This window comes from Stieleria mannarensis, from assembly GCF_014154935.1.
Taxonomy (GTDB): domain Bacteria; phylum Planctomycetota; class Planctomycetia; order Pirellulales; family Pirellulaceae; genus Stieleria; species Stieleria mannarensis.
This window is the reverse complement of the sequence record NZ_JACEHH010000018.1, coordinates 1-15,217: the sequence shown is the minus strand read 5'-3', so window position 1 is coordinate 15,217 and position 15,217 is coordinate 1. Positions and strand designations below refer to the sequence as shown.

Annotated in this window: 10 protein-coding genes and 1 CRISPR repeat array; of the genes, 3 read left to right on the top strand and 7 right to left on the bottom strand. The window is 57.0% G+C overall.

Features of this window, described 5'->3' with window-relative positions; translation table 11 throughout:
• Positions 1 to 311 precede the first annotated feature (311 nt).
• Positions 312 to 557, top strand: coding sequence for a hypothetical protein (locus H1B37_RS13740; RefSeq protein ID WP_182867238.1), 246 nt, complete (start codon positions 312 to 314; stop codon positions 555 to 557).
• 8 nt (positions 558 to 565) lie between these two features.
• Positions 566 to 1,468, top strand: a complete 903-nt coding sequence (gene xerC / locus H1B37_RS13735) for a tyrosine recombinase XerC (protein WP_182867237.1) — start codon at positions 566 to 568, stop codon at positions 1,466 to 1,468.
• Positions 1,469 to 1,942: 474 nt separating this feature from the next.
• A CRISPR array of direct repeats spans positions 1,943 to 3,516; the repeat unit is 36 nt; unit sequence GCTTCAATGAGGCCGCGTTCAAATAAACGCGGAAAG.
• A gap of 209 nt (positions 3,517 to 3,725) precedes the next feature.
• Here the strand turns inward: xerC and cas4g/cas1g are convergent.
• From cas4g/cas1g to cas3g, 7 genes are all read right to left on the bottom strand, one after another.
• Positions 3,726 to 5,636 (bottom strand): CRISPR-associated endonuclease Cas4g/Cas1g, encoded by a 1,911-nt coding sequence (gene cas4g/cas1g, locus H1B37_RS13730; protein ID WP_182867236.1) that lies wholly within the window; start codon positions 5,634 to 5,636, stop codon positions 3,726 to 3,728.
• Between the two features lie 42 nt (positions 5,637 to 5,678).
• Positions 5,679 to 5,969: a CRISPR-associated endonuclease Cas2 gene (gene cas2, locus H1B37_RS13725; RefSeq protein ID WP_182867235.1), complete on the bottom strand. Its 291-nt coding sequence runs from the start codon at positions 5,967 to 5,969 to the stop codon at positions 5,679 to 5,681.
• Between the two features lie 376 nt (positions 5,970 to 6,345).
• Complete coding sequence (locus H1B37_RS13720) at positions 6,346 to 6,738, bottom strand: endonuclease domain-containing protein (protein WP_182867234.1); 393 nt, start codon at positions 6,736 to 6,738, stop codon at positions 6,346 to 6,348.
• 193 nt (positions 6,739 to 6,931) lie between these two features.
• Positions 6,932 to 8,560: a type I-G CRISPR-associated protein Csb2 gene (gene csb2 / locus H1B37_RS13715; RefSeq protein WP_182867233.1), complete on the bottom strand. Its 1,629-nt coding sequence runs from the start codon at positions 8,558 to 8,560 to the stop codon at positions 6,932 to 6,934.
• 7 nt (positions 8,561 to 8,567) lie between these two features.
• Positions 8,568 to 9,611 (bottom strand): type I-G CRISPR-associated RAMP protein Csb1/Cas7g, encoded by a 1,044-nt coding sequence (gene cas7g, locus H1B37_RS13710; protein ID WP_220498197.1) that lies wholly within the window; start codon positions 9,609 to 9,611, stop codon positions 8,568 to 8,570.
• 31 nt (positions 9,612 to 9,642) lie between these two features.
• The gene (gene cas8g1 / locus H1B37_RS13705) at positions 9,643 to 11,874 is read right to left on the bottom strand and encodes a type I-G CRISPR-associated protein Cas8g1/Csx17 (protein ID WP_182867232.1); all 2,232 of its coding nucleotides are present in this window, start codon (positions 11,872 to 11,874) and stop codon (positions 9,643 to 9,645) included.
• Entirely contained in the window at positions 11,867 to 14,629 is a 2,763-nt protein-coding gene (cas3g, locus tag H1B37_RS13700; protein WP_182867231.1) for a type I-G CRISPR-associated helicase/endonuclease Cas3g, read from the bottom strand. The genes cas8g1 and cas3g overlap by 8 nt, the downstream gene beginning before the upstream one ends.
• A 133-nt stretch (positions 14,630 to 14,762) precedes the next feature.
• Here cas3g and H1B37_RS13695 point away from each other — a divergent pair, with 133 nt between their 5' ends.
• Complete coding sequence (locus tag H1B37_RS13695; protein ID WP_182867230.1) at positions 14,763 to 14,924, top strand: hypothetical protein; 162 nt, start codon at positions 14,763 to 14,765, stop codon at positions 14,922 to 14,924.
• The last annotated feature ends 293 nt before the right edge of the window (positions 14,925 to 15,217 follow it).

The window sequence follows — 15,217 nt, the reverse complement described above, 5'->3', positions numbered from 1 at the left end:
CCTCCTATCGCGAGGGTTACGTCGTAATCGGCCGTCTCAGCCACTTGCAGGGCGCAAACGTGTCGGCAACCCGGCGACTTGAACGATTGTATCGCCTTGGATGTTTCGGGAATCACTGGCATTGGTAGCGACGACAACGCGGTCAATGGTCGCTTGCCAGGCGAACCCCGCCAACGCCGCTCAGTCCCGCATCGCTGCGTGCCGATAGCTCCCCCTGGGGCCGGTGCCATCCAGATCGAACGGAATCGATCTCCCCCCGCCGCCCCATTTTGCAACCGTGACTTCCGCTCAATCGCAGGCATCCCACGCAGATGGACAAAGAGATCAACGTTCTGGCATTGGTCAAAGGCGACGAAAAATTCATCTTCATGTTCGATGATGCCAATCGTGACCAGACCCTACGCCAACTCGCCCGCTTTGCCGCCAATCCGGAATTGGATTTTTCCTGGTACGACGCCGCGATGTTGAGCCGCAAGATTCGCGACGCCGTGCCGGTCGAAGACGACATGCTGATCGACAACGAACTGGACAATCTGTCGGTGGAAGACTTCAGCTAGGAGACTGCATGCATTCCGCGATCGCACAGTTCTTGCGTTACCTGGTGACCGAACGCAACGCGTCGGAGTTGACGATCAAATCCTATCGCGAGGATCTGTTCAGCTTTGTCGAATGGCTCGAAGCCACGCTCGGTCGGGTACCCGATCCCGATGCGCTTTCGCCGTCGGAGCTGCGCTCGTTTCAAGCGGCGCTGCAGCAAGCCGACTACGCACGATCGAGCATCGCGAGAAAACTGGCGGCGCTGCGGAGCTTTTACAAGTTCGCGATGCGCGAGGGGCTGGCGTCCAGCAACCCGGCCAAACCGCTGCGGAACCCTCGCCGCCAACGCAAGCTGCCGCACGTGTTGACCGACGACGAAGTGGGGCGTTTGCTGCTCGCTCCACCCGGTGACAAGGTCGACGGGTTGCGCGATCGCGCGATTTTGGAAACGATGTATTCGGCGGGCCTGCGTGTCAGCGAACTGGTCGGATTGCAAGACGGGGACGTCGACACGCACGACCAAATCATCCGCGTCCGGGGAAAGGGGCGGAAGGAACGGATTTGCCCACTCGGTTCGTTCGCCATCAAGGCCATCGACGCCTATGCCAAGCGCCGCCGGCGCAGTGATAAAACGCAAGCCCTCGGCCGCAAGGCACCGGTGTTCGTCAATCGGTTCGGCAACATCCTGACCACCCGCAGCGTCGGCCGGATGCTGGAAAAGCACCTGGCCGTGGCCGGACTCGATTCCCGCACCAGTCCGCACACGCTACGTCACTCATTCGCGACGCACCTGTTGGACCGGGGGGCAGACATCCGCAGCGTCCAAGAACTACTCGGACACAAAAGCCTGGCGACCACGCAGATTTACACCCACGTCAGCGCCGCCAGTTTGCGAATGGTCTACGAACGCGCGCACCCGCGAGCCAAATAAACGCGCGCGTTGGTGTCTAGCTGGACAGCGCCACTTTGCTCACGAAACACCGTGAACTGCCGGTCGAACGTAGCTACCTTCGCCAGAAGGTGGATCTCCGGGGTCTTCCACGCCCGCATCGAGCGTCGCTACGTCAAAGTGGCGCTGTCCAGCTAGCCTTCAGGCGAATCCCCCCTCGCCGCTCGGGACGTCAATTGTATGACGGCAAGATTTGGCGGCTCATTTAAATTCTCTCCCTCAGAGAGAGCCGGCGTATGCGCAGCAAGCAAACGCCAGAGAGGGCCGGGTTAGAGGAGTCGCTTCTGCCCCCTCAATCTTTTGACACTCCATTGTTGCCCCTGCCCCCAGCGACAACGAAACGTGCAGCCGAATCGAGACGAGATGGCAGAAAGATCCGGGGCAGCATGATCATGAGAAAGGTCAGCGCGGGCCGGTGCCCAGCCTTCACCGTGATCTGCCGAGGCGTTCGCCTCAGCTTCAATGAGGCCGCGTTCAAATAAACGCGGAAAGAAGGGCGTGGGCGAAATGCTGGCGAAGATCAAGAAGGCTTCAATGAGGCCGCGTTCAAATAAACGCGGAAAGGGAGAATCTGAAACCACGCAAGAAGACAAGCGGTGGGCGCTTCAATGAGGCCGCGTTCAAATAAACGCGGAAAGATCGTGTCGGTGCTGGAAGATGAGGGCGACATCAGGCTGGGCTTCAATGAGGCCGCGTTCAAATAAACGCGGAAAGGGCGGTTGAGCGGCATGTGCACGACCTGGAGCACGCCGGGCTTCAATGAGGCCGCGTTCAAATAAACGCGGAAAGCAGATTTGCGGTACATCATGCCGGATCCGACAAACACGCTTCAATGAGGCCGCGTTCAAATAAACGCGGAAAGAAAGGGGCGCAGTTCATCATCCGACTACCGCGTCGATGCTTCAATGAGGCCGCGTTCAAATAAACGCGGAAAGGTTACGACGACGATCGGGAGACGTGGCAGGGCAAGCTTCAATGAGGCCGCGTTCAAATAAACGCGGAAAGGTAAGCTCGACCCTTCAACGTGCGAATAAACTGATCGGCGCTTCAATGAGGCCGCGTTCAAATAAACGCGGAAAGCGGAATCACTACTCCCCGGCGACCTGGGCAAGGGACAACGCTTCAATGAGGCCGCGTTCAAATAAACGCGGAAAGTCCGGCAGGGTTTGTGCTCGGATCAATGAAGCAATCGCTTCAATGAGGCCGCGTTCAAATAAACGCGGAAAGTGTAAATAGTTGAAAAATGACACAACGTTTACTCTGGCTTCAATGAGGCCGCGTTCAAATAAACGCGGAAAGATCCGAACTGCGTGATGTTTGGCGAAGACGGCAGTGCTTCAATGAGGCCGCGTTCAAATAAACGCGGAAAGGACTGTTGGGTGCGAATCCCCGCGAAGCATCTTGTGCTTCAATGAGGCCGCGTTCAAATAAACGCGGAAAGAGAATGACTCTCGGCCGCCGTCGGCAGCGTTGGTTGTGCTTCAATGAGGCCGCGTTCAAATAAACGCGGAAAGGACCTCGCCGCCAGGCTTGCGGCAGAAATGCTCACCGCTTCAATGAGGCCGCGTTCAAATAAACGCGGAAAGCTTCGTTGCAGTTGCCATTGGATACTCCAATTGGTGAGGGCTTCAATGAGGCCGCGTTCAAATAAACGCGGAAAGGGTAACGGTGCTTCCCGGCGCGTAGACCGGCCCCACCAGCTTCAATGAGGCCGCGTTCAAATAAACGCGGAAAGCCATCAGGCCCTTCCTCCGCATACCTCATCGCATCATCGCTTCAATGAGGCCGCGTTCAAATAAACGCGGAAAGCCCCAGTGGTAAAATCCGCGTCATTGCTCATGTCGACGGGCTTCAATGAGGCCGCGTTCAAATAAACGCGGAAAGCAATTGGCCGAAGAAATTGCGCGAAATGAAGCGTTGGAGCTTCAATGAGGCCGCGTTCAAATAAACGCGGAAAGAGCAACACCGGAAAATGCGTGCCTGGCATCGGCCGCGCTTCAATGAGGCCGCGTTCAAATAAACGCGGAAAGGGCCCCGGCCGGAGGCTCGGGATTTTAGCGGATTTTAAGGTCGTTTTTCGAGCGGTCGGTGCCATGACGGGATCCGATCGTGGGAAAATGACATCGTGGGGGCCATTTGGAACCGTGATTTGCCGGACTGCGAGCGGTTGCGGGGGATTCGTCACCGCCGAACCGCTCGCACACGTGACGTACCACGATTCCGAGCCTGGGGGATCAATCTATCGAGTCACGAAGACTGGATAGTCGTCGATCTCGCCGCTGAGCAGGCGGGCGAGCAACCGAGTTTGAATCTCCAGCAGCCGACGGTAGCTTACCCGATATCCGAATAATGGGTGAGTCACCGTGGTATCCATTCGCTTCTCGTAGGCCATCAAGAAATGCTTTCGTCCGGTATCGGTCAGCACCACCGACTGCCCCGCCACAAGGAAATGCTCCGGCGTGACCATCCGATTGTTGATCGCCGACAGCACCGCCGACTCCGCAATCAGCGGACGGAAAGGTTCCATCAAGTCGAGCGCCAGGGCCGGCTTGCCGGGCTTGATTTGGTGGTAAAATCCCAAATAGGGATCCAACCCCACTTTGGTCGCCGCCACCAAGCAGTCTTTGGTCAAGAGTGCGTATGCGAACGACAATAACGCGTTTACCGGGTCGCGAGGCGGACGGCGATTGCGGCCGCGAAAGTCGAAGGCCGGGCGTTTCTCCGAAAGTGCCGCCCCGGGGGACGTTTCCACATCACAGTCGACCTTCAACATCCCGGCGAAGTCGCCGAAGTACAATCGCGCCGCGTTGCCTTCGATCCCCAGCAGTGACGCCAGCGAATCCGGTCGCAACGCCTGATCGGCGGATCGTTTCAATTCGCGCAGCGTGAGCGACGAAGGTTGGCGATGATTCCGCATCAGCAGTGTGCGGTGGTTGCGAATCTTGCCACGCACCAACTCCCTCGCCAGTCGTAAGCAGAATTCGGTATCGTCGGCGCGTCGAAATTGTTCGCGGCGGACCAGAATGTTTTTGACGCCCAGACCGCCGGCGACGCCGTAGAAGTATCCTTTTTGCGTAAAGTAAGCGACCGGGATTTCCATCCGCAGCATCGTCTGCATCGCTTGCGTGGAAAGTTGGACGTTGCCCAACAAGTTGACTTGGTTGACTTCGTTCAAACGGATCTCTTGCAGCAACTTTCCATCGGCTTTGGCCTGCAAAATGTCGCCTTTCTTGCCGACCCACAATCCTTGGGTGCTCAAATAGATCGGCCGCCGCTCGTCGCGGGCGGTGACGATTGCACGGACTTCGCGATCGGGCTCTAGTTCGCTGAGCCGACGGTTTTCGACCAACCGAGCCGTTTCGTCCGGTAAGCAGATTTTCGCCAGCGAACATTTTGGGCATTTCGGACTGTCGACCAGCGGCGGCGGGATCGTTGCAGAATCGTAAACGGCCCGCGCTCCTTTGATGGCCTGTTCGGCCTGTCGAATCAAGACGTCATCCAGCGGGACGTCGACGCGCTGTCGTGTTTCATTGAAATACAGCATGCCGCCGTCGCACTGGTAGCCGTTGTCGCGAAGCACCATCGCTTGCAAGGCGATTTGCACACGTTCCGGCGGCCAAGCTCCCGCGGTACCGTCTGCTTCACGTCGAGGTCGGCCGCGTTTGTAGTCGATCGGGGTGACTTGTTGCCCGTTCGCTTCGGCCAAATCGAGTTTCGCGATCACGCCGAGTGAATCACTGCTGAGTGTGACGCTGCGAGCGTGGACGGTTGATCGGGATTCGTCGTCGCTGTCCTCTTTGATTTCGTCCCCCTGGTTATCGTCATCGACGTCAGCATCATCAAACAATGTCGCCGCTTGCACGTGCTTGGACTTTCGGCGACGTTTTGGCGGTTCTGGTGGCATATCGATTTCCGCCGGTTCCAGGTCGGCTTCGGGAACGATCTCCGGTGCATCAAGCCGTCCGTTACCGCCGTCGACACGTCGATGCACGATGCGGCCTTGCACGGTTTCGTAGCTGTCGGCGAACTGGCCTTCGACGTGCATCAGATAAAAGAGCCGAGGGCAGTAGACGTATTCGTTGACCATTCGGGCCGGCAGGTAGTCGACCGCAGGTTGCTCAGTGTCGCTGGCGTCAAGAGGCTGGATCATGATGTTTGAGCTACTCGTTTTGCGCGGCTAGTTGCCAGTGACTTACACAACAATGCAAGGGGCGGCCACGTCGCTGTAGGGCTTGCCGATGGCTTGGACCAGATCATCGGATCGATTTTCGGCGCTGCCCAGATCGACGACCAAAACTTGGTCTTCACCGTGATGAATGATCTCGGCGAGTTCGGCCTTACAGCGGATCAAATCCGTCGGCGTCAGATGGCACTCAAAGACGCTGTATTGAAGATGGTCGCCCCAGTTCTTCAAGCATTTGAAGGTTTGGCGAAGCCGCTTGGGCTCACAGACGTCGTAGGTGATCAGGTAGATACGTCGCACGGCGGAGGAACTTAACGGGCCGTCGCGAAGGGCCAAGACTCCCTGGCCGACAGGTTTTAGGATAGTCGCTCTATTGACCAGTTCCAGTTTTGCGAAAATTATCGTGTCGGTAGGCTACGAATCGCGCGAATGACACGAATACCAACCGCTCCCACATCTTTGATTCGTGGACATCAAAACTTTGTGCCAACTGCTCGATCGATAGCGACGCACAACCAATGCTGTGCCCGTCCCGCACCGGCGGCCGACAGCACCGGCAGCCGGTGTCAGGGACAACGCGAAAAGACAACCGAATTGAGAAAGATCAAGCAGACAACAGCAAAACTTCTCTGGCTCCCCTCTCCCCGCTTCGGGGAGAGGGGTCGGGGGTGAGGGGCTACCGATCAGGTTGATCGCCCTGCCGCTGTTTCACCGCCGCTTCAATTTCCTTGCGAACATCGACCGGATCCTGCGTCACCCGAAACCCTTCGATTCGCAGGACTTGGAAGCCTTCCGATCGCAAGTACGCATCACGGTTTGCATCGCGGGCATGTCCCTGTTGGGTGAAATGGTCCTTGCCATCGACCTCCACGACGAGCTGCAAGTCCAAACAAACGAAATCGACAGTGTACGGACCGATCGGGTGTTCACGCCGGAATTTTTCACCTAGCAACCGCCGACCACGGAGCATTTGCCAGACATCTTGCGCGAATTCGTTGGCTTGCCGCCGCTGATCGCGGGCGAACTGGATCCGTTCGGGTTGCCGTTGGGGTGAACGTTGGATTGTCATGGAAATAGCGTTGTGTGTTTGCGTGAATTGATACCGCCAGCCCCTCACCCCCAGCCCCTCTCCCCGAATCGGGGAGAGGGGAGCCAGAGTGGAGGGAGAACGCCTGGAAGTTTTCGTGGTCGATTTTGCCTATGAGTTCAACAAATGAACAACGATTGATGCCGGACGTAAACGCGACGTGTATGCTGCGAACCTAAGGTTGCAAGGTTGACTTCAACATTCCCAAGCCGTAATGGCTGGCGTAGCCCACGCTGATCGGTCCGGATACCGGTCGTTCAAACGTGATTGTGATGCCCCAAGATCGTTCTGCAGGAGGTTGGCGTTTCCTTGGTCCGCGACGAAGGACAAAACCTTTCAGTTTATGTTCAACCAAACGTTGCTGCGGCCAAACTTCGATTGATACTGGATTTGGAAAACCTCTTTCTGACAGTTCCTCTCGGACTTGACCTTCGACGGTCTTTTTGCCGCGACGATGAAGGTACTTGCGTAAAACTAACGGCGTCGCCGTATGCCAACTCGTTGATTCGTCCACGATCGATAGTGCGTGTGCAGACAGCGAATCGTTTCGCGATAGCTGCTTTCGCACGTCATCCATCGATCCGCGGCCGACCATGTTGACTGACAATGCGGAGATGCCCTTTGCGTATGCCCAACGAATGGACGAGATGGCTCGCAAAGCCGACTGTGAAAACCCTCCGGGAGCGTACACCAGCACATGATCGATCGCGCCGGGTTGCAACAGTGACATCGGCAGCCAGTGGGCGTGTTGGTGCGATCCACCTAGCGGTGTACCGTCCGCATGAGTACCTGTCAATTCAGACAAATGACCGAGCCCGAGTTTTCCCGCGTAGCGGACCGCTTCGCTGTGCAGCAATTCCATAAGCGGCAAGACCCGCTTTGTCCGCGGACGCAGCGTGCCACGCTTGCCTTCGCCGTCGATGGATAACAAAATCGTCGTCGGTCGATTGTATTTAGGACTTGGTGCAACGGTGACCACGGGTAACGTTTCGAGTAGGCGGTCGCCAATCGCGTAGTCCACCCAGCGACTGCCTGGCGGTCGTGGCCAGCTTTCGGATTGCCAAACGGCGTTGTCGCGTTGTAATGATTCGACGATCGATACCGGGAAAACCGATTCTGACTTGCTGAGTGCTTTTTTGCGCGCCGCCGGGCTGACCTTTCTCCCGCGTTGCGCCGCCACATCCTCCAGTTGTTTTTCGGCAATTGCATGAGCTTTGGTGACCTCCCGCTCTCGCCAAGTCTTGTAATCGTCTGAAGCAAGAGGAGCCAGCAAACGCACGCGTCGCGTATCCGAGTCGTCCGCCACGCGGACCCAGCAGGTTGAGTCGTCGTCAATGCTGTCTGAGGACAAGATGAGCTTGGCTTCGACCCAGCTCTCGGCACGCCCCAAATACGCCAAACCCTCAACGAGTTGCCGCAGTTCAGAGCTCTCCTCTTCGGTCAGCTCAACGTCGAATTTGACTAGTATCGAATCGTCCGGTGACGCGAATCGAATGAAGCTATCGAAGACCTTGGCTTTCTTTTCACTGCGACCGGATCGCACCGGCATGTAGTGCCTTGTGTGTGAGGCGGTCCCGTGAGGAACTGAGAATTCCGGAACGGAACCAGCCAATTTATTCAGACAATCGATTGCGGCAGGCGAGGGCTTGTCCGTCCAGCCAAGTTTGTTATAGCCGACCGCGATCAAAGCACGCAGAAGACGCCATGGGCTCGGCGGCCATTCGATACGGCCTTCGTTGACATGGGCGTCCCACGGCGTCGCGTGATAACGTCGAGCGATAAATTTGATTTCGATGACACACATGAATCTCTCACGCTTGGTAGTTCACGGTTGTAACCGTCATCTTATCGGAGCAATGTTGGATCGCCGACTTCAATTCGGAAGTCAGTTCATCCAGCGATGGCAAGTTGAAACCCAAGGGGCGTTTTGCGGTCACATGCTCATCGGCAACGGCGAGATCGCAAGCGGTTCGGAGCCGCAAGTCTCCATCAAGCAGCGATCGAATCTTGAACAACGACAGCACGGTCAAGAGGTGCTCTACGTCATCGCCCAAGCCGTAGGCGGCGATCTGTTGTAAGTCGACGCTGAAGTAGGCGGTAATGGTTTCCGCGGTGAACTCTTCGCGGTGAAACGGGACGTTGCCAAAACCCTTTGCAGTGTCGCCCTGAGGATCGACGTGGTCGTTTTTCACACCGCCTGATGCAGCGACTTGGACCTGTTCGGCTTCGATGAACGCAGAGATGACGCGTGGCATACGTAGTCTGCCGCCGGCAAGTTCCTTCTTCGCCAAAAACACGCCATGCAGCAAACTATTGATGTCGTATTTGAGTAGCGTTTCCGCAAACGCACGACGATCGATTGGCCCCTTCTCCATCACGGAAAAGGCTTCTCGAAGTGTGTTCAGAAAAGTCTTGTCTTTGCCTTCCAGGATGTATGGACTGTTGATTCGGTGTGATTCGGTGATCGAACTGGTAAGGTAATTACCGTCTTCATCGTTCACCACGACGTAGCTCAGCCCCTTGGCGGTCTCAATCAGCGTATCCTGGCCCTCGTCCCAGATCGTATTTTCCAATCGGTTGGCCATGCTTTGTGCGCTTTCCAGTAGCAGGCACGCTGTGTCGCCCGCTTGATAAGTCGCCGGACCGAGATCGGGAAAGCCGGTTGGTTGGAATCTTTTCCCCTGCACCGGCTGCAGGTTGGCTTCGATCAGCAGTCGACGGGAGTCGGCTAGGGCTGTTAGATCCATGGTCGCGTAGGTCTCCGTTTGAATATAGCGAAAGTGAGATAATTGTTGGTTGGCTACGTACTCGCAAATTGCCGACTGCCCCGTCGAAGCTTGGCCTACGATGGCCACAAAGGTGCTTCGCAGGGATGGGGCTTTCGGATTAAGTCATCGCATCTGCCTCCATTTCACGTCGTCGCGATTGCGATAGCTCAGGCTGTGTCAAGCTGCGAGCTAAACGGGCAAATGTTTGGTCGCTCAATCCGAACGCCATCGCGGAGGCCAGCCGTCTGGCGTAATCGCTTGAACCGATCGCGATGCGTACGCGTGGTCGCAGACCGGCAGCGGAAAGTTGTCGCATTGCTAGATCAATCGCTCGACTCAGATCACCAGTACTCAATCGGTGAAATACGATCGGGTTGACTCGCACGGCGTGTTGATTGGTCGCCGATAACGCAACCGGGCCAGTCGGCAGAGCCAGCCGCAACACACCAAATGTCGCCAAACCGCCCAGCGGATCTTGCGACGGATCCTTGTTATTTTCTTCAATCGAAAGCCTGGGCCAGCGGACTGACATCATTCCACGGGCCATTGATAGCAACCGACCATCGTCAACGCGTCGCTGCAAAAACGCTTCGATATCAGAAAGTCGAGCACCGAGTCGGTGATGGGACAGACGAAGCGGAAAGTATCGAGCATGATCTGCACCTTTCGTTGCCGCACCGCGGCCAAGGGCCAACAAGCGACGCTGAACAACCGCGAGCATGGCACGCTCCAAATCCAAGCCCATGCCACATTGGTTTGGCCCGAGATTCAGGCCTCTTTCTCCTTTATCAAACTGGCGTCCGGCTAAAGGGACCCAGTGATCGCGAATCGTCGGCAGCGGGCCGGGTTGGTTGGACTGAAGCGGTCCGTACTGAGCGACCAGTGCGATCGCCAAACGCAATGCCGGGCTGTCTTCGCAGTCAAGAATCAACTGTCCCCACCGTGGCGACAGCACCGGCGCGGGGGTCGCGTAGTTCTCGGCGGCGAACTTCGGGCTATGCAGCATCTGGTCTTCTGCCGCGCCGATTGTCTCCAGCAACCGCAAGAAGCTTTGCGGTTCGTCGCGCTGAGTACATTTTATCAGCGATTCTTCACAAGCCCGATGGACACGATCGAACGCCGCGGGGGCATTTTTAGCACCGGCTAATCTTCGCAATCGATCCAGCCATGGTGCGACTTCGTCCAACAATTCTTGGTGTTTTCGCTCACGGACTTCGAAGCGTCCCAGCGGTACGGCAAGGTTTGCCAGCCCGTTGCGCTCGATGTAGCCGAATCGTACGAAACGGTCGACACCGCGAGCTACACCCATGCGGGCGATCGAGCGGGCCATGTCGGTTGCCCGTTCGGTGGGCTTGCGAGCAATTCGACTGCGGCCTTCACGGAATAACGCGTTGACCTCGTAGAGTGTCGAAGGCTGGGGCCACAACGGCATCCACTGTTCCCCGCGAGCTCCGGCGTCGACCGACGCAGCGGAGCAGTAGCCCGATCCGCTTGAACGAACCGCGAACGGGGCGGAGGCTTGGGGCAAGGCGTCTGCGGCACAGCGTCGCGCCAGACCGGATCGAAAGACGAGCGCACCCTCAAGCATTAACACGTAGTCCCACGGATTAACCTTCACGCCGCCATCGAACCCGCTGGTGCCGTTTGGGCCACCTGCGGCACCTGGATAAAACTGTCCGATGGCACCGCCCTCAAGTGTCGCCGTTGATTCGCTCCACAGCGCTGTTTCAAGCTGTGGAACGGACTCGGGATGCGGACCGGAGTCAGGGGCTTCCACATCGAACAACGAAACCAATCGTTGCATCTGATTGGTCGTGAAATCCAATCGCCCGTCATTACCGCCGGTCCCCAATAACGCTGGAAATGATGGCTCACCTTCGTCGTCCAATACTAACGCCGCATCGATCCACGCCTGCGACTCGTCTCGCAGTGCGAGACGGCAGCGTGCGATAACGTTGTTTTTTGCATCGCCTTTATCTGGCTTGGCGTCCAATCCGCCGACCACTGAACGCGCCACGGCAATTGCTTCTCGAAACGGGGCAAAGCGTTCCGACACGCTCTGCTCGATCGGTTCGATCCCCGACTTGTTATCAGTAGGATAGAAACCGCTGCCGCCGTTCCACGGTGCGGTCATCGGTGTCGGCTTGTAATCGTTCAAGAAGAAATGTTCCAGCTCGTCACGGTCGAGCTGCGTTCCCAAATGAAACACGTCACTACGCCACCAACCTCGGGCGGCCGGATCAACTTGCTCAGACACGAGTCGTAAAATGCCGAGCGCCTTCAGGTAGTGGGCCAGCGGCGACGGCGAGCACCCGGCTAACTTGTGAACGTGGATGGATTCGCTAGACATGAGCCGCTTCCCCTGATTCGCTGGTCTGTTGAACTTGCTCGCCCTGTCTATCCGCAACCGCCGTCAGTGCCACGCCAGCAAGCTTGGGGTCGGCGTCGCGACCCGGTGACGTGGATTCATCCGAAGCTCGAGCGTCGGCGGCGCGAACGATGGCTTCCAGGTAGCTTAAGGTAAACGGGCCGAAACGCCGCATCAGGTCCGACACTCGCTCGCTCCAGCTGGCCCCATATTGCGGCGACAATCCCATCGCGGCAGGAGCCAACGAAAGCGTCAGTTCCGGCGTTTCCGCTTCACCACCAGCCGTCGGCAAAACGGTCGCGGGCATCGTGTCGCCTTCGCGAACACCGCGAATCGGATAGCCCTCTCCAACGAAATCGCTGTTGATCGGAAAGTCTTGGTCTTTTGGTGACGCCTGCATGCTGGCGCGGACCTTGCCGTGGTGGGAGACGATTAGAAACAGCAACAAATTGAACTCATGTTGAGAAAGCGATTTCAACTCGGTTGCCAGCGGATGATCGGCCCAAGCTTCGGTCTTGGTTGACGCCGACAACCCGCAGGCTTCCACCCAACCGGCGAACGGTCCCATGATGGCCGGATGATTCGGGTCAGCCCCGCGGAGCAATTCGAGCGTTGCCAAACAAGAAGCCAACTCGTGCCGGAATCCACTGCGAGGCCCGTGCGTTTCGGTGCGATAGAGGTCTGACGTTCGCCAAGCTGCGTCGGGCGCCTTCGCCAAATCCTCCCGGACCGGATCACACTTGTACGTACCACGGGCAAATGCCGGATGCGCCTTGCCCCAATCATGCAACCGCATCGCTAAATCAACGACACCTTTGATTGAATCTGGCAGTTGGAGGTCTTGCATGATGGTCTGAGCGACATCAGACGCTTCCTGGCAGTGAGACCCGATTGTTTTCCAAACATCGGTTTGGCTGAATGCCTCGCTGGCTTCTTGAGCATCGGCGAATACCACATCGAGCTGTCCTGGATCATCGTCGGGGACATCATCCAGCGCCTGTGGAACGCGTTCGCCCTTCTTCGCTTTCGCTCCGGTAAATCCTCGGTCAACGTCGTAGCCGCCGCAGACCGGATTGACGAGAATGGTCATGCCGGGATGCAAGCGATTCGCATCGGCGTGGTCCCATTGTCCAACGAGATAGTCCCACACCCACACCAACCCCCGGTCGATCTTCTTGATCCATTTCTTCGCATCGATGATCGACACCGAACACAATTCGTCACGATGTGGCTGGATGAATTTGGTGGGGCGTTGGTCATCCCAATCTCGCCAAAACACCTTCAGATCGCGGGCGTCATCGCCGTCGCGGACATACCGGCTGATGTCGATGTCGGCACCAGATAGGTCCGCACTGGTGTCGAATAATTCCTCGAACTCATGCCGCAACAAAACGTGAATCGGATGAAACGGATACAACTGTTGCAAGTCCTCCACGTCCAAACTGGCTTCAAAATCTTCCAGCGATCCGATCGCAACATCATCAAGCTGGTTAATCGCATTGCGTGCGGCCACGCAGTCGGCTACTTCGTAGGGAGCCATTTGTTTTTCATCGGCGTGGTCAAGCACCACAACTTCTGCCCTGCCGCCATATCGAGCCGACCGTCCGAAACGTTGAACCAATGACGGCCATGGCGCCAGTTCGGTCATCAGGCAACTGGCCGTCGTGTCGACCCCTGCTTCAACGACTTGAGTTGCGATCAGGATGCGATCGGTTTTCGGATTGAGCGATGACTTGGAAAGGAAATCGCTCAACCAAGACCGACGCTCAAAAGGGCGGAACCGGCTATGGATCAGCTCTATTTCCGGCTGGTTTTCGGCTGACTTCAGCAGTTTGATGACGTCGGCGTAAACCTCCATCGCTCGCCGCACGGTGTTCACAACAACCAAGGTCTGCCGCCCGAATTTGGGGTCCGGTTCGTGATCGCCATGCCGATTGAGGATCATTTGCGGCCACTCTCCGGTATCTGCTTCGATTCGCTGAATCGTTTTGGTCGCCGCCCACGTTGGCCCCTTCCGCTCACTTGGATCGACCGACAGGATTGACTCTTTTAATGCCGGAAGCTTCGACTCCGTTTCTGGTGTACGCAACCAATCGGGTTGCAAGGTCGCGCTCATCCACCACGTCACCCGCGGCTTATCGATCGACTCGTCGTTACCATCATCATCGAAAAAGGCTTGAAGTTGTGCGCTAGTGGTTAATCCAACGCCCATCAATTGCACTTCGTCCATCACCCAGAGGCAGTCGCTACCGAGCAATCCGAACGCACGCGGCCAAGCGGCACGGTACATTGCGTAGCCACGGTTGAGCGCCCGCGAGAGCAGCATGTCTTGCGTCCCAACCAATATTTTCGGCCGCTCGGGTGCGCCGTACCAGCGATGTTCTTCGACGCCACCCATCATGACATGGACGTCGACCTGGTCGGCCAAGCCCAGCCCCTGGATCAACCGTTCGGCTTCTCCTCGCGTTTGTTCCACCAACGTGCGCATCGGCAAGCACCACACCAGACGCGTCGGCCAAGCAGGGTCTTCTGCAATGACGCGGTGGTGCAGCCAAGTTGCCAGCACGCCCAGCGTCTTGCCCATGCCTGTTGGGATACGGATCAGCCGATTTTTCGGCTCCGCATCAACGGCCAGTTTCCGTTGCCAAGCGTGCGGTAAACCACCGTCGGTGGCGGTTTGGAAAATCGCATCGATGCTTTTTGGATCGCCGGTCAATCGGTTGCCCCCACGAGTCATTGAGTCTGAGAATGCAAAGTGTACCGAAACGCATGAGACGTCTGGCCATGCGAATGAAATCCCTTTTTCTATACTGGCATTGTTCAATAGTCGTTAATCAACATGATCTAGCAAAGTAGACGGAGTTTAGCAAATGCTGATAAGCCTTGCTAAACTCTCTAGTGTTTTCTTCGTCGTCGAGTTGTTTGTTCTGGGGGCGACGATTCAAGAACGACCGCTGATCGAATCTTACTGGCGTTGCCCGCGGACGGTGTGGCAAACCGACAGCGGGTTCGACTCACGCAAAGTGTGTTAGCGGCGGGGAAAAGATGCAGCTTAGCTTGGCTCGTTTTCACAATTCGCCGACCGAGGCCGGATTAGATCTTAAATGCAAAAAGAAGGGCGGACAGGCATTTCAGGTGGTGCCTAGTCGCCCAAAGTGCGTGTTGCGGTCGGTGCGATGCAGCCTGCTTAGAATCGTCTGCACGGACGGAATTTGCCACCTAAGCGTACAGCTACCTGGTCAGTCCCGCCTCGCCGAGCAGTAGCGGGTTTACATCCTCGGCTGTATCAATCTTTCTTTTCGAAATTCTTAATTGCTGAATCAGG

Bases quoted from the DNA above. Each gene is read 5' to 3' on its own strand.
- xerC (WP_182867237.1), top strand. From the start codon at position 566: ATGCATTCCGCGATCGCACAGTTCTTGCGTTACCTGGTGACCGAACGC.
- H1B37_RS13695 (WP_182867230.1), top strand. From the start codon at position 14,763: ATGCTGATAAGCCTTGCTAAACTCTCTAGTGTTTTCTTCGTCGTCGAG.
- H1B37_RS13720 (WP_182867234.1), bottom strand. From the start codon at position 6,738: ATGACAATCCAACGTTCACCCCAACGGCAACCCGAACGGATCCAGTTC.
- cas3g (WP_182867231.1), bottom strand. From the start codon at position 14,629: ATGACTCGTGGGGGCAACCGATTGACCGGCGATCCAAAAAGCATCGAT.
- cas8g1 (WP_182867232.1), bottom strand. From the start codon at position 11,874: ATGTCTAGCGAATCCATCCACGTTCACAAGTTAGCCGGGTGCTCGCCG.
- cas4g/cas1g (WP_182867236.1), bottom strand. From the start codon at position 5,636: ATGATCCAGCCTCTTGACGCCAGCGACACTGAGCAACCTGCGGTCGAC.
- H1B37_RS13740 (WP_182867238.1), top strand. From the start codon at position 312: ATGGACAAAGAGATCAACGTTCTGGCATTGGTCAAAGGCGACGAAAAA.
- csb2 (WP_182867233.1), bottom strand. From the start codon at position 8,560: ATGTGTGTCATCGAAATCAAATTTATCGCTCGACGTTATCACGCGACG.